Origin of the sequence: Agreia sp. VKM Ac-1783, from assembly GCF_900177765.1 — a bacterium.
GTDB lineage: Bacteria > Actinomycetota > Actinomycetes > Actinomycetales > Microbacteriaceae > Agreia.
This window is the reverse complement of the sequence record NZ_FXWI01000001.1, coordinates 764780-787530: the sequence shown is the minus strand read 5'-3', so window position 1 is coordinate 787530 and position 22751 is coordinate 764780. Positions and strand designations below refer to the sequence as shown.

The following is a 22751-nucleotide window of genomic DNA, read 5'->3' as shown; positions in this document are numbered from 1 at the left end:
CACCTCACAATGAACAGGTGAAGTCGATAGAGCCGAAGTCTGCGAACGTGCGCCCTCAGCGGCCCCGTCGCAACATCGCCTCCCGGTTCCTCCCCCCGGCCGCACTGCTCTTCGTCGGTGCTCTCGCCGTGGCCACGTCGCTTCCCGCCGCGGCTTTCGGGCCGGGCTCCTCGTTCGGTCTGACCGGAGCGACGGGTGGTCCGCAGTCGCAGGATCAGCTGCTCTCGGTCGACGCCTCCGCCGCCGACGCCAGCGTTCTGCGCGACGGCTACACCGTCAACACTCCGACTCCGACACCCACCCCGACGCCTGTGGTCAAGGCCGCGCCCGCATCGACGGGTGGAAGCCCGGGAGGATGGGGCTGCCAGCGAGACGCCCCCGCCGAGACGACGCGTCTCACGTGGCCATACGATCACCCCGTCAAGATCGGTGACGGCTTCGGCCCACGCGCCGAGGGCATGCACGACGGAGTCGACATGCTCGCCGGCAACGGAACACCGGTCCAGGCGATCGGCGATGGCGTGGTCACCGCCTCGGGCTACAACGGCTCCGCGGGCAACTACGTGGCCATCGCGACCATGGTCGGCGGCCAGCGTCTCTGCAGCATGTACATGCACTTCCAAGACGGATCGGTGACTGTGACGGTCGGCCAGGAAGTCACCGCGGGCACCGTGATCGGCCTCACCGGCGACACGGGCAACGCCAGCGTCGAGCACTGCCACTTCGAGCTGTTCTTCGCCGACGGCGTGCGGTTCGATCCGATTCCGTACCTGACGGCGAACGCCAGCTACTAGGCGTTCGGCTCCCTGGCGCGTCCCTTCGACAAGCTCAGGGAACGGGGCTGGTTCGTCGAGCCAGTCGAGACGAGCCCTTCGACAGGCTCGCCCTTCGACAAGCTCGCCCTTCGACAGGCTCGGGGAACGGAGGAACGCCGCTAGCGGCCCAGGAACTTCTGCAGCGAGGCCAGCTCTTCTTCGCTCGGAGCGCCCGGGGCCGACTTGCCCTTACCGAGCCCCAGACCGAAGCCCGAGCCGCCCGCGGTGACGGGCGCGGCATCCGGCTTGATACCCGCCGCGCGTGCGGCGTCTTCGGCCGCCCGCTTGGCCGGGTTGCCCGACTTCGAGCCCTTCTTCTTGGCGACCTGCTTGCGGCCGCCGTGGGCGCCGGGAACCGGACCCATTCCGGGGATGTTAGGCATGCCACCCTTGGCGACGGTCTTCATCATCTTGGCCGCCTGCTCGAAGCGCTGCACGAGCTGGTTCACGTCGGTGACGGTCATTCCCGAGCCCTTGGCGATGCGCAGTCGACGCGAACCGTTGAGGAGCTTCGAGTTCTGCCGCTCGGCCTTCGTCATCGACTGGATGATGGCCTCGGTGCGCACGATCTCGCGCTCGTCGAAGTTCTCGAGCTGCTGCTTCATGCCTCCCATGCCGGGGAGCATGCCCATCATCTTCTTGATGGAGCCTGCGCCGCGCAGCTGCTGCATCTGAGACAGGAAGTCTTCGAGGGTGAACGTGTCGGTGGCGAACTTCTCGGCCATCTTCATGGCCTCGCCCTCGTCGAAGGCCGACTGGGCCTGCTCGATGAGGGTCAGGATGTCACCGAGGTCGAGGATTCGACTCGCCATGCGGTCGGGGTAGAAGGGCTCGAAGTCGTCGAGCGACTCACCCGTCGAGGCGAAGATGATCGGTCGACCGGTGACAGAAGCCACCGAGAGCGCCGCTCCACCGCGGGCGTCACCATCGAGCTTGGTCAGCACGACGCCGGTGAAGTCGACTCCGTCTTGGAAGGCCTTGGCCGTGGCGACGGCGTCTTGACCGATCATGGCGTCGATGACGAAGAGCACCTCATCGGGGTCGACTGCCTTGCGGATGTCTGACGCCTGCTTCATCATGTCGGCGTCGACACCGAGGCGACCCGCCGTGTCGACGATGACCACGTCGTACTGCTTGTCGATGGCGAACTTGATCGAGTCTTTCGCGACCTTCACCGGGTTGCCGGTTCCGTTGCCCGGCTCGGGTGCGAAGACGGCGACTCCGGCCTGGCCGGCGACGACCTGCAGCTGGTTGACGGCGTTGGGGCGCTGGAGGTCGGCGGCGACCAGCAGAGGCGTGTGGTTGTCTTTGGCCAGCCACTTGGCGAGCTTTCCCGCGAGGGTCGTCTTACCTGCACCCTGGAGGCCGGCGAGCATGATCACGGTCGGCGGCTTCTTGGCGAACTGGATGCGACGGGCCTCGCCACCGAGGATCGCCACGAGCTCCTCGTTGACGATCTGCACGACCTGCTGTGCCGGGTTGAGCGCCTTGTTGACCTCGTCGCCCAGCGCGCGCTCGCGCACCTTGCCGGTGAAGTCCTTGACCACCTCGAGCGCGACGTCGGCGTCGAGCAGCGCACGGCGGATCTCACGGACGGTCGCGTCCACATCGGCAGGGCTCAGCTTGCCCTTGGTGCGAAGGTTCTTGAATGTCTCTGCGAGCCGGTCAGACAGGTTTCCGAAAGTAGCCATGGTTCGACAAGTTTACCTGGCCGCCGACGATCGCGTCTCGACAAGCTCGACGAACGGAACACTTCGGGGATCATTAGCCAAGCTAATGAGTTACGCTAACTACATGACACCTCTCTCGCTGCCCGCCCTCAGCTCCGAGCTGCGTGGAGTGACGATGCACCTCTCTCGCAGGCTCCGCAACGAACGAGCCGACATCGACCTCAGCGACTCCCAGTTCAGCGTGCTGGCCTATCTCGTTCGCACCGGAGCGCACACGCCGAACGAGCTGAGCGTGTGGGAGCACGTCACTCCCCCATCGATGAACCGCACCATCAACGCGCTCGAAACCGCCGGTCTCGTCGCGCGAACACCGGATGCGTCGGACGGCCGCAAAGTCTTCGTCACGGCCACCGAGAACGGCTTCGCGGTCGTCAAGGAGACGCGGCGCAAGCGCGACGCGTGGCTGCACTCGAGGCTCTCAGCACTCACAGCCGAGGAACGTCGAACACTCGAGGAGGCGACGGTCATTCTGAGAACGATGGTGGCTCCGTGAGCGCGATGTTCCGCTCGCTCTCGAGCGTCAACTACCGCATCTGGTTCGCCGGAGCGCTGGTGTCGAATGTGGGCACGTGGATGCAGCGCACGGCCCAGGACTGGATCGTGCTCACCGAGCTGACCAACCACGACGCGGCGGCCGTGGGCATCGTCATGGCGCTCCAGCTCGGCCCGCAACTTCTCCTCGTGCCGTGGTCGGGCCTGATAGCCGACCGTCTCGATCGGCGACGCACCCTGATGGTGACCCAGGCATCCATGGGCGCCCTGGGGCTGGGACTCGGCCTCATCGTCGTGACGGGCGTCGCCCAGCTCTGGCATGTCTACCTCTTCGCCCTACTGCTGGGCATCGCCTCCGCGATCGACGCACCCGTGCGGCAGACATTCGTCTCCGAACTCGTCGGCGGCTCGAATCTGTCGAACGCCGTGGCGCTGAACTCGGCCTCGTTCAACGCTGCCCGCATGATCGGCCCCGCCGTCGCGGGCCTTCTCGTCGCGGTGATCGGCGCAGGGTGGGTCTTCCTGCTGAACGCGGTGACGTTCGGTGCGGTACTGGCCTCACTCGCCTTCATCAGGGTGGATCAGCTGCGTCAGAGCAAGCGGGCGCCGCAGGGCAAGGGACAGCTGCTCGAGGGGTTCCGTTATGTACGAAGTCGGCCGGATCTGCTTGTGATCTTCGTGATCGTGTTCATCATCGGCACGTTCGGCATGAATTTCGCCATCTTCACCTCGACCATGGCGAGCGTGGAATTCGGGCGCGGACCCGAGGCATTCGGCCTGCTCTCGTCGGTCATGGCGGTGGGATCGGTGACGGGAGCGCTGATGTCGGCTCGACGCGACCGACCGCGGCTCCGACTCACGTTCGTCGCGGCGGCCGCGTTCGGTGTGAGCTGTCTCGCTGCCGCCATCATGCCGAGCTACTGGGAATTCGCCATCGTGCTCATCTTCGTGGGGCTCTCTGCTCAGACGTTGATGACGACGGCGAACGGCACGGTGCAGACGACGACCGCGCCCGAGATGCGTGGGCGCGTGATGGCCCTCTACATGGCGGTCTTTATGGGAGGTACTCCGCTCGGTGCGCCCGTCGTGGGCTGGGTGGCGAACAGCTTCGGCCCTCGATGGGCGATCGGGGTGGCCGCCGCGTCAGGGCTCGTCGCCGCTGCGATCGGTCTCGGCTGGCTCATCGTGTTCCGGCATCTGCGGTTGCACTTTGACCGCGCGGCACATCCTCACTTCGTCCTGAGCCACGACGGTCGACCCTACGAGCGCAGCAGCGACCCCGAGACGACAGTGGAGCTCGAAGAGGATCTCGCGCTCGATGAGGCGGATGCGCGGAGATCGTGAGCGCTGATCGCCGCGCGACCGGCGTCAGGCGATGTCGACGACGGTCACTCCCGACGACCGATCCCCCGCCGCTATGGCTTCGAGTGCCGCGGGAGCATCGGCCAGCGCGATTCGGTGCTCGATGAGACGGGCCGGGTCGAGGGCGCCACTCAGAACGAGGTCGAGGAGCGCGAGATAGTCCGACGCCGGCATTCCGTGGCTGCCGTGCAGCGAGAGCTCCTTGGCGATGATCGCCGGGAGCGGCACCGCCGGCTCCTCTGAGAACAGGCCGATCTGCACCTGGCGACCGAGGGGCGCGAGAGCGAGCACACTGAGCCGCATCGTCGCCTGCCTGCCCAGGGCCTCGACCGAGACCTGAACTCCGGATGGGGCCACGGACGCGATCGCCTCGAGGATCTCCGGCTCAGAGAGGTCGGATGAGTCGATGGTGTGTGCCACTCCCAATGACGAGGCCCGCTCGAGTGCGTCGGGGTCGATATCGACGGCGATCACCTCGGCACCGAGGGCGACTCCGATCATCGCGGCGCTCAGCCCCACCCCGCCGCAGCCGACGACGAGCAGTCGCTCGCCGCGCTGCAGTCTCGCCCGGTGCACGAGACCTCGATAGGCGGTCGCGAATCGACAGCCGAGAAGGGCAGCGGCACCCGAGTCGAGCTCGTCAGGAACCCGAATGAGGTTGACGTCGGCATTGTGCAGAGCCACGAGCTCGGCGAACGAGCCCCAGTGGGTGAATCCGGGCTGCGTCTGATTGCGGCAGACCTGGCCGTTTCCGTCGGCGCATTCCGGGCAGCTTCCGCAGGCCGAGACGAACGGAACGGTCACCCGCTCGCCCACCCGGAACGTGGTGACCTCCGGACCGACGGCGGCGATGCGTCCGACGAGTTCGTGACCCGGAACATGCGGGAGGGCGATGCCGTCGTCATGGCCGAGCCATCCGTGGGCATCGCTGCGGCAGACTCCCGTCGTTTCGACCTCGACGACCACGCCGGCGGCCGAGGGAACGGGATCGGGCACATCGCGGAGCTCGGGCGCTCCGCCGAACTCGGTGAATACGACAGCGCGCATGGGACTCTTTCTCGCGGGGAACGCCTCCGACGATACCGGCCATGATCGCTGTCGGCGTCAGTCCCTAGACTCGGGGGCATGCGCCACGGAATCGTCATCCTGCCCCAAGACCCCTGGTCTGTCGCTCGCCGAAAGTGGCAGTCCGCCGAGGGGCTCGGCTTCGAGCACGCCTGGACCTACGATCACCTCTCGTGGCGTTCGCTCGCGGACCAGCCGTGGAACGCGACGGTTCCCACCCTCACGGCAGCGGCTGTCGTCACGGAGACCATCCGGATCGGCACCTTCGTCTCATCGCCGAACTTCAGGCATCCGGTGCCCTTCGCGAAAGAGGTGGCCACGGTCGATGACATCTCGGGCGGCCGATTTCTGCTCGGCATCGGGTCTGGAGGAACGGGCTTCGACGCCTTCGTGCTCGGTCAGCCCGAATACACACCGGCTCAGCGGCACGCGCGCTTCGCCGAGTTCGTGACTCTGCTCGACGAGCTGCTTCGACACGAGGGCGACAGCGAGCGCGGCATCTCTTTCGACGGCGAATGGTACGAGGCGGTCGACGCACGCATGGTCGGCGTTCCGGCGCAGCAGCCACGCGCACCCTTCGTGCTCGCCGCGAACGGGCCGAGGGGCCTCGCGCTGGTCGCGCAGCAGGGTCAGGGGTGGGTCACCACGGGCAAAGACGGCGCCACTGGCGGGGAGTGGTGGACTGCGGTGGCCACCCTCGCCGGCCGTCTCGATGACGCGGCGAATGCGGCGGGTCGCGACCCGGCATCCATCGACCGGTATCTGTCGCTCGACTCGGGCGGCCAGTTCTCGCTCGAGAGCGTGGGCGCCTTCGACGACATGGTCGGGCGTGCGGCCGAGCTCGGGTTCACCGACGTCATCTCGCACTGGCCGAGGCCAGAAGGCATCTATGCGGGAGACGAAGAAGTGCTCTACGAGGTCGCCTCGCGGTTCTGAGCGGTTCCTCGGGGTTCTGAGCGGTTCTAGCCGACCAGGTTCTGAGCGAACACGTGCGGGGTGAAACCGGTGAGGTCGTTGATTCCCTCGCCCTGGCCGATGAGCTTGATCGGAATGCCCGTCTTCTCCTGCACGGCCAGCACGAAGCCGGCCTTCGCCGAACCGTCGAGCTTAGTGAGCACGAGGCCCGTCACCCCTGCGTGCTGAATGAATGCCTCGGCCTGAGCAAGTCCGTTCTGACCCGTGGTCGCGTCGAGCACGAGAAGCACCTCGGCCACGGGCGCCTGCTTCTCGATCACGCGGCGGATCTTGCCGAGCTCGTCCATGAGCCCACCCTTGGTCTGCAGGCGGCCGGCGGTGTCGATGACGACGATCTCGGTGCCGTGCAGCTTCGCGAACTCGATGGTCTGAAAGGCGACGGATGCCGGATCCTGGCCCTCGTGCTGCGGCCGCACGATGGCAGCGCCGGCGCGCTCGGCCCACGTGGCGACCTGCTCGACCGCGGCAGCACGGAAGGTGTCGGCCGCCCCGATGACCACCGTACGTCCGTAGGTGGCGAGGAACTTCGCGAACTTGCCGATCGTTGTGGTCTTTCCAACGCCGTTGACGCCGACGACCAGCACGACGGCCGGGCGCTCGGAGAGGTGCAGGGTCGTGTCGAGCCTGGAGAGCCGCTCCTCCATGGTCTCGCGGAGCATGCGCTGCAGGTCTTTGGGGTCGGTCGTCTTGAAGCGGTCGACCTTGGCCCGCAGGTCGCTCACGACGGAGTCGGTGACGTCGGGCCCGAAGTCGGCCTTCAGCAGCGCGTCTTCGAGGTCCTCCCACGTATTGGCGTCGATCGTGGGCTTGGTGAACATGCCCCGGAGGGCGCCAGAGAGAGACCAGGGGGTGCGTTCAGCCATACGACAAGACTAGCGGCGCGCGTTCAGCCCACGGCCTGCACGAAACCGTCGGAGCGCTCGGCCTCGGCCGCGAGATGGGCGAGGCGCTCGGGCAGCTCGATTCCCTTGCGTGACATGGACTGCGCCCAGAGGCGTCCCGCCCTGTAGCTCGAGCGCACGAGCGGCCCCGCCAGAACGCCGAGGAATCCGATCTCCTCCGCCTCCTGCTTGAATGCCACGAACTCCTCCGGCTTCACCCAGCGCGACACCGGAAGGTGGCGAGGGGTCGGACGCAGGTACTGCGTCAGCGTGATGATGTCGGTGCCGGCGTCGTGCAGATCGCGCAGCGCCTGACTCACTTCGCCGGGCTCCTCGCCCATGCCGAGGATCAGATTCGACTTCGTGATCAAGCCTGCGTCTCGGGCCTGCGTCAGAACGTCGAGCGAACGCTCGTATCTGAACGCGGGGCGGATGCGCTTGAAGATGCGCGGCACCGTCTCGACGTTGTGGGCGAAGACCTCGGGTCTCGACGAGAACACCTCGGCAAGCAGATCGCTGTTTCCCGAGAAATCGGTGGCCAGGATCTCGACACCCGTGCCGGGATTTCTGCGGTGGATCTCGCGCACGGTCTCAGCGTGCAGCCAGGCGCCCTCGTCGGGGAGGTCGTCGCGGGCGACTCCGGTGACGGTCGCGTAGCGCAGGTTCATCTTCTCGACCGATTCGGCGACGCGCCTCGGCTCGTCGGTGTCGTAGTCGGCGGGCTTGCCGGTGTCGATCTGGCAGAAGTCGCATCGGCGGGTGCACTGAGACCCGCCGATGAGGAACGTCGCTTCGCGATCCTCCCAGCACTCGAAGATGTTCGGGCAACCGGCCTCCTGGCAGACGGTGTGCAGCCCCTCGTCTTTCACGAGACTCTGCAGAGCACGGTACTCGGGGCCGAAGCGCGCCTTCGTCTTGATCCACTCCGGCTTCTTCTCGATCGGAGTCTCGGCATTTCTGATCTCGAGACGCAGAAGTTTGCGTCCTTCGGGCACGGCGCTCACGCGGCGACCTCCGCGGCTGAAGCCGAGAACCCAGCGATCGCCGACGAATCGGCGAAGCGCTCGGCGATGAGCGGCGCGACATCGCTCGGTGTGACGATGTGACTGAGACATTCGCTGATCGTCGTCACCCCCGCGTCGCGGATACCGCACGCCACGATCCGCGAATAGGGCGCGAGGCTGTTGCTGCAATTCAGGGCGAATCCGTGCATCGTCACGCCGTGGGCGATCCGGATGCCGATGGCCGCGATCTTGAGATCGGTTCCGTTTCTCGAAATCCAGACCCCCGAGCGCCCCTCGACGCGCCCGCACTCCACGCCGAGCTCGTCGAGCACCTCGATGAGAACGCCCTCGAGACGGCGCACATAACCGACGACATCGACAGGCTCGGCCAGTCGCAGAATCGGGTAACCGACCAGCTGGCCGGGCCCGTGCCAGGTGATCTTTCCACCTCGGTCGACGTCGACGACCGGAGTTCCGTCGGTGGGCCGCTCCGACGCATCCGTTCTGCGCCCAGCGGTGAAGACCGACTGGTGCTCCAGCAGCACGAGGGTCTCCGGCCCAGCGCCGGCGACGACATGGTCGTGGAGGCGACGTTGAAGCGCCCACCCGTCGGAGTATTCCACCGCGTCGTCGCCGAATCCGGCGAGAAGAACCTCAGTCATTCGGGCAGTCTAGCTATTTAATAGACGCAGTCCAATTAATAGCATCGGACGCGCCATTCCGTCGTCGAAGACGAGGTGGAATCGTGTGCAGAGCGCCGAAAGAAACCAGGGCGAATCCGACTTCGGGCAACGAGGTCGCAGGCAGCCACAACCAGACATGCGGCTCCTCGCCCATCTCGCCGCGCGAGAATCCGGGAAGGAGAGACACCGCGAGAACGCCGAATCCCACGGCCGCGATCGCGGGAAAGACCGGCGCGTGGCGAAACCACCATCGACGCGCGGGACGCAGAAGCCTGAGGGGAAGTCCCACGACGAAGGCACCCAACCCGCCCGCCAGCACGCTGGCTACGGCGCCGATGAGCACGAACGTGATCCAATTCGTCGCCCCGAGCTGACCGTCGCTGGCCAAATCGACGATGAAGAAATAGGGGACGATAGCCGCGACCATGACGCCGAACTGCAGAAGGATCAGCGGCGGCATCTCCTCGTGTTCCGATTCGTTGCGCTGACGCCGACGTCGCTCGACGCCGAGATCGATCTCACGCCACCGTCGAGGAGTGACATTGATCGCCGAGAACGCGGCCAGAAGAAAACCGGGCACAACCAACGCGCGCAGAGGAGAACGGATGTCGGTGGGAGCCGCCGACAGGCCGTGTGCCACCTCGGAGATCGTGGGCAGATACGCACACATGAAAAGTGCGCTACCGACGAGCACTCCGAGAAGCGGCCACGCGGGGTGGAGTCGCTGAGGCCATCGCCCCCAAGACCACGAACGCAGTACCGCCGTAACCGGCACGACCGCCAAGACGACCTGGAGAAGAATCAGCGGCAGCACGACGGCCACGAATGTTCCGGAGTCGAGACCGCCCACGAAGCTGCCGTCCAGCGCTCGGGAGACGGAGGCGAGCACCACGGTCACAACCAGAAGCACGACCGTCTGTCTCAGCAGAACGGCGGCGGGCTCCACCGGCTCCGACCGCATCATGCCGGCTGGTTGTCGCCGACGCGCTGGCCGACGACCGCAGACACTCCGTCTTGCCTCATCGACACGCCGTAGAGGGCGTCGGCGATCTCCATCGTGCGCTTCTGGTGCGTGATCACGATGAGCTGACTCGTCTTTCGCAGGTCTTCGAAGATGGTGAGCAGCCGGCCGAGGTTGGCGTCGTCGAGGGCCGCCTCGACCTCGTCCATGATGTAGAACGGGCTGGGCCTGGCCTTGAAGATCGCGATCAGCAGCGCGACAGCGGCCAACGATCGCTCGCCGCCCGACAGCAGCGAGAGCCGCTCGATCTTCTTGCCGGCGGGTTTGACCGAGACCTCGATGCCGGTGGTGAGCAGATTCGTCGGATCGGTGAGACTGATGCTGCCCGTTCCACCCGGGAAGAGGATCGGGAACACCTCCTGGAAGGCAGCCTTGGTGTCGGTGAATGCCTCGTCGAAGATCACCTGCATCTTCACGTCGATCTCATCGATGATCGTGAGCAGGTCGGTGCGAGTCTTCGTGAGATCGGTCAGCTGCTCGGTGAGGAACTTGTGCCGCTGCTCGAGCGCGTCGAACTCCTCGAGCGCGAGAGGGTTCACCCGGCCGAGCTCCGCGAGCTTGCGTTCAGCCTTCGCCAGTCGGGCCTGCTGCTGCGCGCGGTCGAAGGGGATGCCCGCGGGCTGCCCTTCGACAGACTCAGGGAGCGAACCTTCGACAGGCTCAGGGAGCGGTGCATCCGAGGGGATCAGCTGGTCGGGGCCGTACTCGGAGACGAGAACATCTTCGACGAGACCCAGCTCGCTGCCGACGCGCTCGAGCACGCTCGACAGGTGCAGCTTCTTCTCGTAGATCTGCAGTTCGAGACCGTGCACGTTCTCGGTGATCGCCTGCAGACGCTCACGCAGTGCCGCCTCGTCGCGGCGCAGGGCGAGTAGTTCCTGATTCTGTTCCGCACGCTCCGCCTCGGCCCGGCCCTGTTCGAGCCGCGCCTCGGCGACCGACGCCTCTACCGAGCTGAGCACGGCAGGCAGGGATTCGACGACATCGGTCGCGGCCTCGACCTGACGACGACGAATCACGGCTCTCCGCGCAGCCTCCTCGGCCGCGGCACGGTCTGCTTCGACCTGCTTCTCGAGCGCCGATCGACGAGCCTCCTCGGCGCGTACCCGCTCGCGGGCGGTTTCCAGCTGGAGCCGCGCCCCGATCTCCCGCTCCCGGGCACCTTCGAGCTCGGCATACAAGGCATCGCGCTGACTCACGTCGAGCATGGGCCGAGGGCGTGACTGCGCCGTCTCGAGCTCCTCCTTCGCCGTCGCCGCAGCCCGCTCGGCCTGCGCGACGGTCTCCTCAGACGCCGAGAGCGCCGTGCTGAGCCGATCGAACTCGCCGGTGGATGCGTCGAGCTGAGCCTTGAGCCGGGCGAGTTTCTCGGTCTGAGCAGCGAGCGCAGAGTCGAACTCGCGCAGCGCTGTGAGGGCATTCGCCGACTGCTCCTTCGCGACCTGCACGATTGCACGCTGCTCGGCGAGGGCGAACTTGGCCCGCTCGATCAACGAGCGCGTCTCGTCGAGGCTCACCGACGCGGTGTCGCGTTCGGCACGCAACTCGATGCGACTGCGCTTGGCGCCGGATCCTCCGCGCAGCACGTACTCGGTCAGCACATCGCCCGATCGCGTGATGAGAGTGGCTCCCGCGTGCGTCGACACCGTCGGCCAGACCTCGCGGGCCGTTGCGAGGTCGTCGACGATCAGCGTTCGGGCAAGCAGACCACGCACTCCGGCGGGCGCCGTGATCACGTCGACGGCCGCGACGACCCCGGTGGCATCGGATGCGATGGGCGAGGGGGCGCCGTCGCCTGCGGCAGCGGATTCGGACGGGTCGGCCACGACGATCTCGACCCGGCCGAGCTCGTCACTGTGCGCCAGATCGATAGCCGTGCGCGCGGCATCCGGTGTCTCGGCCAGAACCGCGTCGGCCAAGGTGCCGAGGGCCGCCGCGATCGCAGCTTCGAAGCCGGGCTTGGCGGTGACGTTGTCGGCCACCAGACCGAGAACGCCCGGAACTTTCGCCGCAATCAGGTCGGTGGTGCCGTCTTTTTGATCGAGGGCGAGCGTCAGAGCGCTCGTTCTGGCCGCGAGCGCGTCTCGTTCGCGCTCGTGGCCGTGCAGCGTCTCGCGCAAGACCTCGATCTCGGCTTCGGCCTCGAACAGTCGGGCCTGGGCGAATTCGTAGGCCTCGTCGAGATCGGTCTCCGATGTGCCCGAGACGGCGGCCTCGGCCTCGAGCAGGGCGAATTCGGCCTGCGCCGACTCGCGCCGCGCTATCGCGGCCTCGAGGGCGTTGGTCTGGCGCAGCACCTCGCCCCGAACGGCCGCGAGTCGTGAGTTCGCCGTATCGACTTGACCCTGCAGCTTAGAGATCTCGAGGTCATGCCTCGAGACGAGGGCGCTCTGCGCCGCGATCTCCTCATCGACCGAGTCGAGCGCCGAGCGCGCGGTCACGGAGCCGGCCTGCGCTGCGGTGAGAGCCAGCTCGGCCGCGGCGACCTCGCCGCGAAGCCGAACGATCTCGTCCGCCGCATCGGCGACCATCTGCGGGGTGACGGTGGGCCCGGCGGCCGTGCCCTCGGCATCCGAACCCAGCAGCGCGAGCCGCTGGTTCGCCAGGGTGAAGAGCCCACGCAGGCGCTCCTGCACCGACTCGAGGCCGAAGCTGGTTCGCCGTGCGATGTCGACGGCGTCGCCGACCTGAGCGCTCTCGATTCGTGCCACCCGAAGCTGGTTCTGTTCGAGTCGCTCCTGCAGCACGATGCGCTCGGTGCGTCGCTCGTTCTCTGTGCGTCCGTGGTCTGAGAGCGCGGTGCGCAGCGTCACGACCTCGTCTGCGAGAAGTCGGGCTCGGGCGTCACGAACGACCATGGCGATCGACTGCGCTTCTTTGGCGACCTCGGCCTGGCGGCCCAGAGGTTTGAGCTGACGACGGATCTCGCCGGCCAGGTCGCTGAGTCGCGTCAGGTTGGCCTGCATCGCCTCGAGCTTGCGCTGCGTCTTCTCTTTGCGGCGACGGTGCTTGAGAATTCCGGCGGCCTCTTCGATGAACCCGCGACGCCCTTCGGGGGTCGCGTGCAGCACGGCGTCGAGCTGGCCCTGACCGACGATCACGTGCATCTCGCGCCCGAGACCCGAGTCGCTCAGCAGTTCTTGCACGTCGAGGAGTCGGCAGCCCTCACCGTTGATCGCGTACTCGCTGCCCCCGTTGCGGAAGAGCGTGCGGCTGATCGTGACCTCGGAATAGTCGATCGGCAGGGCCCCATCGGAGTTGTCGATGGTGAGGATGACCTCGGCCCGGCCCAGCGGGCCCTTGGTGGCCGTGCCGGCGAAGATGACGTCTTCCATCTTGCCGCCGCGCAGGGTCTTAGCTCCCTGCTCGCCCATGACCCAGGCGAGGGCGTCGACGACGTTGCTCTTGCCCGATCCATTCGGTCCGACGACGCAGGTGACACCCGTCTCGAAGGCGAAGGTGGTGGGGTGAGCGAACGACTTGAAGCCCTTGAGGGTCAGGCTCTTGAGATACACCCGAGACCCTCCGCTTCGTTCTGACTGCCCGTGATTGCTCTACGGTACCGAACCCGCGCGGAACCGGGGGCGAGGCTCGTCAGCAATGCTCGAACGCATAGTCGGCTTCGCCCTTCGCCACGAGGTTGCGGTCGCGCAGAATCGTGGTGGCGGGCCGGTCGTCGGATGCGCAGATCTCGTCGAACGGGGCCGAGAGGTCGTCTGTGTATTCGATGTCCACGACCGCATCGCCGTAGACGTCGGCGTACGCGCCGCACTCCTCGAACCGCACGCACTCCTCCGTGACGGCGAAGTCGAAGCCTGCCTCCGCGCGTCCTCGCCCACCCAATTCGGCCGAGTTCTTCTGCCCGATCGCCATGAGGTGACCGTGAGCGCGGTCGGCGAAGAGCTTCGCGAGCGCCAGGTTGTCGTCGACGCCGAGGCGCCCGTCGCTGCGCGAGTACGTGTCGAGGTTGTCGATCTCGACGGCGTCGAATCCCTTGTCGGCGCAGGTCTCGATCGAGGCGCCGATCATGCGCGAGATGCGCTGTCTCTTCTCAGGGCTCGAGGTGTCGAGAATGAATTCGTCGGGCCAGTTCGGGTCGATGATGGCCTGCCCGTCGTCATCCCGCAGCACGAGGTCGGGGTTGTCCACGCTCCACCGCTCGTCGTCGCCGGGCTGGGACTGGAACCCGTTGACGTAGCAGATGGAGTACACGCCCTTCGCGGGCTCGGAGGTGCTGTCTCGCGCGACCATCTTCACCGCGTCATCGACGTCGTAGCTGCCGCCGAGCTGATAGTCGGCGGGCTGGCCGAATGGGGGAAACGTGACGGCGTCGGATGTCGCGACAAGGTACCCACTACCTGCTGGGTCGGGAACAGCGTCTGGCTCCGATTCAGCAGAACAGGCCGAGAGGAGACCGACGAGTGCAACACTTGCGACGATCGCCGTCAGCACTGTCTTGTCGAAGCTCCGCATAGCGCTCATGCTAGGCGGCGTACGCTTGATCCGCCGCCTCGTATCCGTGCTGGCGCGGCCTCCCCGAATGATTGGACACTCCAAAAGGAATGACTCATCCCCCGATCGTCTCCCCCGGAGCCGCGCTGACCCCGGCAGAGTTGAGCCGGTATTCGCGCCAGCTCACCCTGCCTCAGATCGGCATGGACGGACAGCGGCGGCTCAAGGCTTCGCGCGTTCTCGTGCTCGGCGCGGGCGGGCTGGGCTCGCCCATTCTCACCTCGCTGGTCGCAGCGGGCGTCGGAACGATCGGAATCGTCGACTCCGACACCGTCGAGCCTTCCAATCTGCAGCGCCAGACGCTCTTCAGCACCGCCGACGTCGGCAGGCAGAAGGCCGTCGCGGCGGCCGATGCCTTGGCCGAGCTCAATCCGCTGATCGACGTCGTTCCTCTGGTGACGCGCCTGACGTCGGCGAACGTGCTCGCCCTTGTGGCCGACTACGACGTGATCGTCGACGGCACCGACAACTTCGAGACCAGGTACCTCGCCCACGACGCGGCCAAACTCCTGGGCAAGCCCTACGTCTGGGGCTCGGTGCTGCGCTTCGACGGCCAGGCGACCGTTTTCTGGGCTGCGCCCCCGGCCTCCCTCGGCCAGGGCGTCACCGTGCGAGACCTCTTCGCCGAGGAACCCGAGGCCGACGAGGGCGAGACGTGCGCGACCGCCGGCGTCCTGGGCTCGATCTGCGCCTCGATCGGCTCGGTCATGGCGACCGAGACCATCAAACTACTGCTGGGCTTTGGCGAGCTGCTGCTCGGCCGGCTGCTCGTGCACGACGGCCTGGATGCGACGTGGCGCGAGATCCGCTTCGGCCCGGCCGCTCGCGGCGCGGCTCCGCGTGAGCGCGCGGCCAGCTCATCCTCCCCCGCAACAGACACCCCGCAAACGAAAGGCACCCCCGTGACCCAGCCCGACGCATCCACCGCCCAGCCCGAGCCGTCTGCCGACCGGCTGACCCCCGCCCAGCTGAAGGCCCTGCTCGACGCCCGCGAACGAGGCGAGCAGAACTTCGTACTGGTCGACGTGCGCGAGCCGTGGGAGCGCGACATCGTGGCGATCGAGGGCTCGGAGCTGATTCCGATGAGCCAGCTGCTCAGTGACGAGGCGCGCGAGAAGATGCCCCAGGACGACCGGGTGATCCTCTACTGCCACCACGACGGCCGCTCCGGCCAGGCCCGCGACTATATGGCGCAGAACGGCTGGTCGAACATCTCAGACCTCGGTGGTGGAGTCGACGCCTGGGTCACCGAGATCGAGCCCGACAAGGCCCGGTACTGAGGCGCCGCTGTCGTGCGTCGATGATCTGCGCAGGCGCAGTCGTCATGTCGTCTGAGGGCATGATCGAGACGGCGGCATGGGGAGTTGTGCCCATAGACCACACCCCGCGGCCTGAGTAGAGTCGCACGAAAGTGGGGGCGGAAAGGGGCCGATGTGTCTGGATTCTTTGGAGCGGACGTCGCCGAACTTCGGAGCCTCGCGCGTACTGTCGAGGGCGGCAGCGAGCAGCTCGCGGCTATTCGAGCGTTACTGTCGCAGAGCATCGGTCAGTCGGCGTGGGACGGGCCCGATGGGGCCGACTTCACCGCCGCGTGGCACAGCAGACTCGCGCCGGGACTCCAGAGAGCAAGCGAACGGCTTGCCACTGCCACCGAGACTCTGAAGCGCAATGCTGACGAGCAGGATCAGGCCAGCCAGGACGGATCCGGTTCGAGCTCATCGAGCAACGCGACGCCGGCGTCGTTCGGCACGGGATCCGGTTCGGGCGACTCGCCGACAACGACGTCCGACGGCCAGTACACGATCGGGCCGCCCTCACGACCGGATATCGCGTGGGACGAAGACTTCGAATACGACTCCAAGGATCCAGGGCCGGGAGACTACGCTTCTGCGGCCGCCTGGAAGGCAAGGCTCGCGGGAGCGGGCGTTTTAAGGCCTGACCTCGACGATGCGATGGACGCGTACGGACACTATTGGGACAACAACGGCGACCCCTTCGAGTTCGACTACGAGGAGGCGGTCAGGGAGGATTCCCATGTCGCCGACAACGTCGACGGGGAGATCACCAGGGCGCAGGCGGCGGCCGAGGAGTTGATCAAATCCGGACAGAGCATCTTCGAGTTCACCGGCGCACCCACGGCGTCTTCGGCATACCCCACCACCGAAAACTGGACCAAGACCATCGGCGCCTACCAGCAGTGGAGCAGCGCGGATGTCGCCGTCGATGGAGATAAGGTGACGATGACGGTGACGGTTCACGCCGAAGATCGATACAACTTCAATGCCGGACAAAGTGATATCGCTTCCGGTCAACCCGATGACGCGAACGGCAGGTTCACGGAGCTCGGCTGGGCGAAGCCATTCGACAGCTCGGGCTCGGTGACTCGAACAGTCACCTGGACTGTCGGGGATCCGACCTCGGGCCAGATCTCGGAACCGGAGAAGCCAAGTGAACGTTGACGCTCAGAGAATGCAGTGGCCACGCGCATCCGCGTTTATCGCGGCCGCCGCGCTGGTGACAGTCTTGAGCCTCGCGCTCGGCGGTTGTGCCATCGCTCCCCCTCACGCCAATTCGCGAACCCCGGAGACCCCGACAATGACCGAGACGACCATGAAGCGCGGCGGCACCGGAGAACTCCGCACCGACCTCGAACCTCTCACCTCACGCTTTGACTTACTGACGGGCGCAGAGTCGGCCACCTGGCTTTCCGGGACTTTGGGCGATGATTCTGTGCCCGGGCCGTCGATCTACTGGATCGACGCGATCGTCACCCTCCCCGAGGCCGACGCGCAGAAGATCGTCGGGGAATACGAGGTGACGCAGACGACGACCACGCCCACGGTCGAGTCGCCTCTAGACGAAAAAGTGCCAGAAGGCCCGTACCTCGCTTCGCCTGCTCTCGACGCTGCGTTCTCACAAGACACGTTCCGGAGCACCGTGCATCTGGCCGCGGATGGTCGCACTCTCATCGTCCGCAGCGTCTTCCAGTGACATGAACGACAAAGAGATTCTGCACGACTACCTGCGGCGCGGACGCGACAGCCTGCTCCTCAAGGTCGAGGGGCTCAGCGACTACGACACCCGCCGACCGCTGACGCCCACGGGCACGAACCTTCTCGGTCTGATCAAGCACGTGGCGAGCGTTCAGCTCGACTACTTCGGCGTGACGTTCGCTCGTCCGGCCGATCGCGCGGTTCCCTGGCTGGCCGAGGATGCGGCAGACGACGCCGACATGTGGGTGCCCGCCGCCGAGTCGCGTTCCGAGATCATCGAGTTCCACCATTACTCGGCGGCGCACAGCGACGCCACGATCGATGCGCTCGCCCTCGACGCGGTGGGCGAGGTGCCGTGGTGGCAACCGGAGAAGCGCCACGTGACGCTGCACCAGATCCTCGTGCACGTGATCGCGGAGACAGCCCGGCACGCGGGCCACGCGGATATCCTTCGCGAGGGCATCGATGGTGAGGTGGGCCTGCGGGCTGCAGACCCGAACGTTCCCGCGCGCTCGGTCGAGGAGTGGGCGGCCTACCGCGCGTTGATCGAGGCTGAGGCCCGCCGCGCGTAGCTCCGGCCACCAGCAGGTACCGCTACGGACAGTGGGTACAGGCACACCTGCACCACCAGTCCGCGCGGGGTACTACTACTCGTGAGGAGAAGGTCAGCCGCCGGCGAACGGGGGCAGCACGTCGAGGCGGTCGCCGTCTTTCAGCACGATGTCGCGATCGGTGGTGGAGACCTCGTTGAGGATGAACGAGCAGCGCGCGAAGACGGCCCGAGGGTTGTCGCCGAGCTCGTCGAGCAGAGCGCCGATCGTGTGGCTGTCGCCGATCGGACGCGTCTCTTCGGCTACACCCGTTGCAGCCTTGGCCGCGGCGAAGTACCTCACCTGAACCTGCATCTCAGCCGCCGATCGCACTCATGGAGCGGGCCGGCTGCTCGAAGCCGGAGGCGTTGATGCCGTGCCCGGATGGCTTCGCCCACATGGCCGCACGCCAGAGGTCGGCGATCTCCTCGTCGGTCGCTCCTCCGCGGAGCAGCGCGAGCAGGTCGGTCTCTCCCTCGGAGAAGAGGCAGCTGCGAACCCCGCCCTCGGCGGTGATGCGCGTGCGGCGGCAGTCGTCGCAGAAATTCTCGGTGACGCTCGCGATGATTCCCACCATGCCGAGCACCTCACCGGTCGGGTCGGACTTCTCGCGCACCTGGTACAGCTCGGCCGGGGCACCGTCGCGCGGAGCCTCATCGGGCGTGAGCACGTAGCGCACCTCGAGCTTCTCGCGGATCTGGGCGGCGGTGATCATGCCGTCGCGCGTCCACGAGTGGTCGGCATCCAGAGGCATCTGCTCGATGAAGCGCAACTGATGGCCGCCTGCCAGAGCCCACTCGAGCAGCTCGACGCCCTGGTCGTCGTTGATGCCCGGCATCAGCACGGCATTGATCTTGGTGCGCTCGAGGCCCACGGTGCGCAACTCATCGATGCCCTCGAGCACGCGGTTGAGGAACGGACGCCGGGTGATCGTGGCGAAGGTCTCGGCGCAGATCGAATCGAGCGACACGTTGACGCGGTCGAGTCCCGCAGCGGCGAGCGCCTCCGCGCGACTCTTCAGTCCGATCGCGTTGGTTGTGAGAGAGATCTCGGGACGAGGCTCGAGGGCCGCGCAGTCTTCGATGATCTCGACGAGGTCTTTGCGCAGCAACGGCTCGCCGCCCGTGAAGCGGATCTGACGCACTCCGAGTTCGCGTACGGCGATGCGGGCGAGACGCGCGATCTCCTCGCGGGTCAGGAGCTTGGGCCCAGCCAGGAACGGCAGGCCCTCGGCGGGCATGCAGTAGGTGCAGCGCAGGTTGCACTTGTCTGTCAACGAGATGCGCAGATCGGTGGCCGTGCGACCGAAGCGGTCGAGCAGGCCGGGCACGGCAGGGCGATCGGATGCCTGCGGCTGGCCAGACGTCACAGTCGTGCCGCGGATCGGGATCGTCGGCATGCCGAGCGTGATGCTCATTCACCCAGCCTACGTCGTCCTTCGGCGTCAGGCCCGTGCCTCGGCTCCCGACGTTTGTCGGAAAATGGAGGAGTCAGACTGCGCCGAGTCCGAACGTCAAGAGACGAGTGAACTCGGTCTGGGGATTCAGAAGCACCTCTCGTGCGGCGCCCTGCTCGACGATCCGCCCACCGTCGAGAACGATTACCCTGTCTGCGAGCGCGAGGGCATCGAGCGGATCGTGGGTGACCATCACCACCGTGCGCTCGGCGAGCACTTCAGACAGAAGCCGTCGCATCGCCGGAGCCACAGCCGCGTCCAGGGCGCCGAACGGTTCATCGAGCAGCAGCAGTTTCGGCTCGGTCGCCAGCGCCCTGGCCACCGCGACGCGTTGGGCCTGGCCGCCCGAGAGCCGACGAGGGCGCCGATCGGCCAGCCCCGTAGCATCCACTCGCTCGAGCCAATGCTCGGCGATGCGCCGGGCTTCGGCCCGGTCACGGCCCGCGCTGCGAGGGCCGAATGCGACGTTGTCACGCACGGTGAGGTGGGGGAAGAGGAGAGCCTCCTGCGCGAGCAGCGCGACACCGCGGGAGTGCGGCGACACCCAGACGTCGCGAGCGTCATGGCCGGTCGAGACCAGCGTCTTCTCGCCCAGGCGAACGTGCGCCGAGTCCGGCCTCAGAAGACCGGCGAGAACGTCGAGGAGGGTCGACTTTCCGGCACCGTTCGGCCCGAGAACAGCAAGCGTCTCGCCCTCGTCGAGCGAGAAGCGCACATCGAGCCGGTCGGACTCCACGACCGCGTGCACATCGAGGCTCATCGAATCTCCCTGCGCCCGTAGGTGACGATCATCACGACGACCGCCACGACGACGAGCACCAGGGCCAGGGCCACGGCCGCATCGGGATCGGTCTCGCGCTGCAGGTAGATCTCGAGCGGCAAGGTTCGCGTGACGCCCTCGAGGCTGCCCGCGAAAGTCAGAGTTGCACCGAACTCGCCGAGCGCCCGGGCGAAGGCGAGCACCGCCCCGGTGACCAGGCCGGGCAGCACCAGGGGCAGGGTCACCCGGCGAAATACGCTGCTGGGCGATGCACCCAGTGTGGATGCGACGGCCTCGTACCGCGATCCGGCCGCACGCAGGGCCGCCTCCAGGCTCAGCACCAAGAAGGGCAGCGCGACGAAAGTCTGCGCGAGCACCACGGCGACGGTCGAGAAGGCGATGCTCACGCCCATCGTCTCGAGCGAGGAGCCGAGAAGCCCTCGTCGCCCGAAGGCCGCAAGCAGCGCGATGCCTCCGACGACCGGCGGAAGAACGAGAGGTAGAAGGATCAGCGCGCGGAGAATGCGCTTGCCGGGGAAGCTCGTTCGCGCGAGAACGAGCGCCAGAGGAACGCCGAGCAGAACGCACAGCGCGGTACTCGCGACCGACGTGCGCAGGCTCAGCGCAAGCGCAGCCAGAGATGAGGGGCTGGTGACGAGCACCGCGAAGTTCGGCCAGTCGACGCGGGTGGCGAGACTCACGATCGGAACGACGATGAGCAGTGCCCCGACAGCAGCGACAACGGCAACCCACGCAGGGATGCCGCCGAGAGTGGAGCGCTGCCGCACGCGTTCGGACATTACGGCTTGGCGAAGCCCGCGGAGGCGAGGATCGTCTGACCTTCAGCCCCGGCGATGAGGGTCGCGAATTCTGCTGCGAGCTCGGGCTGCGCGGCCCCCACCGTGACTCCGACCGGATATTTGTTCACGGCCCCGGCCGCCTCGGGAAAAGTGATGCCCTCGACCGCGTCGCCGGCAGCCTCGACGTCGGTCACGTACACGAGTCCGGCATCCGCCTCGCCCGACGAGACCTTGCCGAGCACGTCGGTCACGGCGGACTCCTCGCTCACGGGGCTGAGCGTGATGCCGGTGGCCTGTTCGATCTTCGTCGTCGCCGAGCCGCAGGGAACCTGCTCGGCGCAGATGACCACCTTCGCGTCGGGTTTGGTCAGATCCTGGAAGGAGGTGATGTCAGCCGGGTTGCCTCGAGGTACCGCGATCTCGAGGGTGTTGCTCGCGAAGAGCTGCGGTGTGCCTCGGATCAGCTTCGCGTCGCTCAGCTTCGCCATGTTCTTCTCGTCAGCGAATGCGACGACGTCGGCCGGCGCTCCCTCGATGATCTGGGAGACCAGATCTGCCGAGCCTGCGAAGGTCAACGAGACGGTCACTCCGGGGTGCGACTTCTCGAACTCGGACGCGAGCTCGGTGAAGGTGCTTTTGAGCGACGCCGCGGCGAAGACCGTAAGCGTCTGGTCGACGACCGGGGTCTCACTCGACCCGTTCCCTGAGCCTGTCTCGTTCCCTGACCATGCCTCGTTCCCTGAGCCTGTCGAAGGGGACGCGCACCCCGCGAGAAGACTCACGGCACCGACGACGGCGAGAGCCGAGAGGACGACCTTTCTCACGACGTACTCCTGGATGCCTCGACGATGACGTTGGTGGATTTGATCACGGCAACGGCGACCGAGCCGGGCTTCAAGTCGAGGTCGCGAACCGCCTCGGTGCTCATGAGCGACACGACGCGATGGGGTCCGCACTGCAGCTCGACCTGGCTCATCACCCGGTCGCTCGTCACGCGGGTGACCAGGCCGACGAAACGATTGCGCGCCGAGCTCTTCATATCGGACGGGTCGACCGAATGAGCCGAGTTCTCTTGCGCCAGACGCGCCAGGTCGACACCGTCGACTACTTTGCGCCCGGCCTCGTCGAGCGACGAGTCGAGCACGCCCTTCTCTATCCAGCGCCGAACGGTGTCATCGCTGATACCGAGAAAGAGCGCGGCGTCTCTGATCCGAATTTGCGTCACAAAAGCGAGTTTAGTGACTCATTAGCGGATGGAGCGCACGATTAGGGCGCGGCCGCGATGATCAGCTGCGCCACCAGCACCACGAGAACCGCCACACCCACCACGAGCGCGATCAACGAGATCCGGTTTCTGACTCGCCGGAGTCCGACGATGCCGAGTATCAGCGCGACGATCGCTGCCACCAGGTTCAGCACCGACGCGATCACGGAGAATCCGAGGTACCACGCCGCGTCGTCGCTCGCGTCGCCCAGCGCCACGATCGTCGCGACGACGAGAACCACCGCCGCGACCAGCCCGATCGAGGCGAGCACGGTGAAGACGATGGTCACCACCCTCAACGGATTCGATAGAGACTGCGTCGATGCAGATGCGGTAGATGACATTCGT

General features: G+C 66.6%; 23 protein-coding genes. 8 read left to right on the top strand and 15 right to left on the bottom strand.

The window, feature by feature from the left end; translation table 11 throughout:
- The first annotated feature begins 17 nt into the window (after positions 1-17).
- On the top strand, positions 18-794 hold the full coding sequence (locus CCK87_RS03710; protein ID WP_086460109.1) for a M23 family metallopeptidase: 777 nt from the start codon (positions 18-20) through the stop codon (positions 792-794).
- A 140-nt stretch (positions 795-934) separates the two neighbouring features.
- Here the strand turns inward: CCK87_RS03710 and ffh are convergent, their stop codons facing one another.
- Positions 935-2506: a signal recognition particle protein gene (gene ffh / locus CCK87_RS03705; protein WP_044442067.1), complete on the bottom strand. Its 1572-nt coding sequence runs from the start codon at positions 2504-2506 to the stop codon at positions 935-937.
- Positions 2507-2609: 103 nt separating this feature from the next.
- Between ffh and CCK87_RS03700 the strand changes: the two genes are divergently transcribed.
- Positions 2610-3038, top strand: coding sequence for a MarR family transcriptional regulator (locus CCK87_RS03700; protein WP_086460108.1), 429 nt, complete (start codon positions 2610-2612; stop codon positions 3036-3038).
- A 5-nt stretch (positions 3039-3043) separates the two neighbouring features.
- Positions 3044-4381 carry an MFS transporter gene (locus tag CCK87_RS03695; protein WP_086460365.1) on the top strand — a complete coding sequence of 446 codons (1338 nt, stop codon included), beginning with the start codon at positions 3044-3046 and terminating at the stop codon, positions 4379-4381.
- Between the two features lie 24 nt (positions 4382-4405).
- Here CCK87_RS03695 and CCK87_RS03690 read toward each other — a convergent pair whose 3' ends face one another.
- Positions 4406-5446 carry an alcohol dehydrogenase catalytic domain-containing protein gene (locus CCK87_RS03690; RefSeq protein WP_086460107.1) on the bottom strand — a complete coding sequence of 347 codons (1041 nt, stop codon included), beginning with the start codon at positions 5444-5446 and terminating at the stop codon, positions 4406-4408.
- Positions 5447-5524: 78 nt separating this feature from the next.
- Between CCK87_RS03690 and CCK87_RS03685 the strand changes: the two genes are divergently transcribed.
- Positions 5525-6400 carry an LLM class flavin-dependent oxidoreductase gene (locus CCK87_RS03685; protein WP_086460106.1) on the top strand — a complete coding sequence of 292 codons (876 nt, stop codon included), beginning with the start codon at positions 5525-5527 and terminating at the stop codon, positions 6398-6400.
- Between the two features lie 26 nt (positions 6401-6426).
- On the opposite strand, the gene ftsY is transcribed toward CCK87_RS03685, so the two are convergent.
- The 6 genes from ftsY to CCK87_RS03655 all read right to left on the bottom strand — a co-directional run bounded on the left by ftsY (position 6427) and on the right by CCK87_RS03655 (position 14501).
- Positions 6427-7302, bottom strand: a complete 876-nt coding sequence (ftsY, locus tag CCK87_RS03680; RefSeq protein ID WP_055774844.1) for a signal recognition particle-docking protein FtsY — start codon at positions 7300-7302, stop codon at positions 6427-6429.
- Between the two features lie 23 nt (positions 7303-7325).
- Positions 7326-8324 carry a lipoyl synthase gene (gene lipA / locus CCK87_RS03675; RefSeq protein ID WP_086460105.1) on the bottom strand — a complete coding sequence of 333 codons (999 nt, stop codon included), beginning with the start codon at positions 8322-8324 and terminating at the stop codon, positions 7326-7328.
- Entirely contained in the window at positions 8321-8986 is a 666-nt protein-coding gene (gene lipB / locus CCK87_RS03670) for a lipoyl(octanoyl) transferase LipB (protein WP_086460104.1), read from the bottom strand. Before lipB ends, lipA begins: the two co-directional genes overlap by 4 nt.
- Before the next feature lie 13 nt (positions 8987-8999).
- Positions 9000-9971 carry a hypothetical protein gene (locus CCK87_RS03665; protein ID WP_086460103.1) on the bottom strand — a complete coding sequence of 324 codons (972 nt, stop codon included), beginning with the start codon at positions 9969-9971 and terminating at the stop codon, positions 9000-9002.
- On the bottom strand, positions 9968-13543 hold the full coding sequence (gene smc / locus CCK87_RS03660; protein ID WP_086460102.1) for a chromosome segregation protein SMC: 3576 nt from the start codon (positions 13541-13543) through the stop codon (positions 9968-9970). Before smc ends, CCK87_RS03665 begins: the two co-directional genes overlap by 4 nt.
- Before the next feature lie 79 nt (positions 13544-13622).
- A complete protein-coding gene (locus CCK87_RS03655; RefSeq protein ID WP_086460101.1) occupies positions 13623-14501 on the bottom strand; it encodes an endo alpha-1,4 polygalactosaminidase in 879 nt (292 codons plus the stop codon).
- Between the two features lie 89 nt (positions 14502-14590).
- On the opposite strand from CCK87_RS03655, the gene CCK87_RS03650 reads away from it, so the two are divergent.
- The 4 genes from CCK87_RS03650 (at position 14591) to CCK87_RS03635 (ending at position 18105) form a co-directional block, all read left to right on the top strand.
- Positions 14591-15820, top strand: coding sequence for a ThiF family adenylyltransferase (locus tag CCK87_RS03650; protein ID WP_086460100.1), 1230 nt, complete (start codon positions 14591-14593; stop codon positions 15818-15820).
- A 153-nt stretch (positions 15821-15973) separates the two neighbouring features.
- Positions 15974-16999, top strand: coding sequence for a hypothetical protein (locus tag CCK87_RS03645; RefSeq protein ID WP_086460099.1), 1026 nt, complete (start codon positions 15974-15976; stop codon positions 16997-16999).
- Positions 17000-17135: 136 nt separating this feature from the next.
- Positions 17136-17531: a hypothetical protein gene (locus CCK87_RS03640; RefSeq protein WP_086460098.1), complete on the top strand. Its 396-nt coding sequence runs from the start codon at positions 17136-17138 to the stop codon at positions 17529-17531.
- A gap of 1 nt (position 17532) precedes the next feature.
- Positions 17533-18105, top strand: coding sequence for a DinB family protein (locus CCK87_RS03635; RefSeq protein ID WP_086460097.1), 573 nt, complete (start codon positions 17533-17535; stop codon positions 18103-18105).
- Positions 18106-18198: 93 nt separating this feature from the next.
- Here CCK87_RS03635 and CCK87_RS03630 read toward each other — a convergent pair whose 3' ends face one another.
- From CCK87_RS03630 to CCK87_RS03600, 7 genes are all read right to left on the bottom strand, one after another.
- Positions 18199-18426 (bottom strand): MoaD/ThiS family protein, encoded by a 228-nt coding sequence (locus CCK87_RS03630; protein WP_249273687.1) that lies wholly within the window; start codon positions 18424-18426, stop codon positions 18199-18201.
- Between the two features lie 13 nt (positions 18427-18439).
- Positions 18440-19540, bottom strand: a complete 1101-nt coding sequence (moaA, locus tag CCK87_RS03625; RefSeq protein ID WP_086460096.1) for a GTP 3',8-cyclase MoaA — start codon at positions 19538-19540, stop codon at positions 18440-18442.
- Positions 19541-19613: 73 nt separating this feature from the next.
- Complete coding sequence (locus CCK87_RS03620) at positions 19614-20339, bottom strand: ATP-binding cassette domain-containing protein (protein WP_086460095.1); 726 nt, start codon at positions 20337-20339, stop codon at positions 19614-19616.
- Entirely contained in the window at positions 20336-21139 is an 804-nt protein-coding gene (locus tag CCK87_RS03615; protein ID WP_086460094.1) for an ABC transporter permease, read from the bottom strand. Before CCK87_RS03615 ends, CCK87_RS03620 begins: the two co-directional genes overlap by 4 nt.
- Complete coding sequence (gene modA / locus CCK87_RS03610; RefSeq protein WP_212638185.1) at positions 21139-21963, bottom strand: molybdate ABC transporter substrate-binding protein; 825 nt, start codon at positions 21961-21963, stop codon at positions 21139-21141. Before modA ends, CCK87_RS03615 begins: the two co-directional genes overlap by 1 nt.
- Positions 21960-22364, bottom strand: coding sequence for a TOBE domain-containing protein (locus CCK87_RS03605; RefSeq protein WP_086460093.1), 405 nt, complete (start codon positions 22362-22364; stop codon positions 21960-21962). The genes modA and CCK87_RS03605 overlap by 4 nt, the downstream gene beginning before the upstream one ends.
- A gap of 41 nt (positions 22365-22405) precedes the next feature.
- Entirely contained in the window at positions 22406-22747 is a 342-nt protein-coding gene (locus tag CCK87_RS03600) for a hypothetical protein (protein WP_140162760.1), read from the bottom strand.
- Positions 22748-22751: the final 4 nt, after the last annotated feature.

Excerpts from the sequence above, each read along its gene's own strand:
- ffh (WP_044442067.1), bottom strand. The coding sequence starts at position 2,506 with ATGGCTACTTTCGGAAACCTGTCTGACCGGCTCGCAGAGACATTCAAG.
- CCK87_RS03700 (WP_086460108.1), top strand. The coding sequence starts at position 2,610 with ATGACACCTCTCTCGCTGCCCGCCCTCAGCTCCGAGCTGCGTGGAGTG.
- CCK87_RS03695 (WP_086460365.1), top strand. The coding sequence starts at position 3,044 with ATGTTCCGCTCGCTCTCGAGCGTCAACTACCGCATCTGGTTCGCCGGA.
- CCK87_RS03690 (WP_086460107.1), bottom strand. The coding sequence starts at position 5,446 with ATGCGCGCTGTCGTATTCACCGAGTTCGGCGGAGCGCCCGAGCTCCGC.
- CCK87_RS03685 (WP_086460106.1), top strand. The coding sequence starts at position 5,525 with ATGCGCCACGGAATCGTCATCCTGCCCCAAGACCCCTGGTCTGTCGCT.
- ftsY (WP_055774844.1), bottom strand. The coding sequence starts at position 7,302 with ATGGCTGAACGCACCCCCTGGTCTCTCTCTGGCGCCCTCCGGGGCATG.
- lipB (WP_086460104.1), bottom strand. The coding sequence starts at position 8,986 with ATGACTGAGGTTCTTCTCGCCGGATTCGGCGACGACGCGGTGGAATAC.
- CCK87_RS03665 (WP_086460103.1), bottom strand. The coding sequence starts at position 9,971 with ATGATGCGGTCGGAGCCGGTGGAGCCCGCCGCCGTTCTGCTGAGACAG.
- CCK87_RS03655 (WP_086460101.1), bottom strand. The coding sequence starts at position 14,501 with ATGCGGAGCTTCGACAAGACAGTGCTGACGGCGATCGTCGCAAGTGTT.
- CCK87_RS03650 (WP_086460100.1), top strand. The coding sequence starts at position 14,591 with ATGACTCATCCCCCGATCGTCTCCCCCGGAGCCGCGCTGACCCCGGCA.
- CCK87_RS03640 (WP_086460098.1), top strand. The coding sequence starts at position 17,136 with ATGACCGAGACGACCATGAAGCGCGGCGGCACCGGAGAACTCCGCACC.
- CCK87_RS03635 (WP_086460097.1), top strand. The coding sequence starts at position 17,533 with ATGAACGACAAAGAGATTCTGCACGACTACCTGCGGCGCGGACGCGAC.
- moaA (WP_086460096.1), bottom strand. The coding sequence starts at position 19,540 with ATGAGCATCACGCTCGGCATGCCGACGATCCCGATCCGCGGCACGACT.
- CCK87_RS03620 (WP_086460095.1), bottom strand. The coding sequence starts at position 20,339 with ATGAGCCTCGATGTGCACGCGGTCGTGGAGTCCGACCGGCTCGATGTG.
- CCK87_RS03615 (WP_086460094.1), bottom strand. The coding sequence starts at position 21,139 with ATGTCCGAACGCGTGCGGCAGCGCTCCACTCTCGGCGGCATCCCTGCG.
- CCK87_RS03600 (WP_140162760.1), bottom strand. The coding sequence starts at position 22,747 with ATGTCATCTACCGCATCTGCATCGACGCAGTCTCTATCGAATCCGTTG.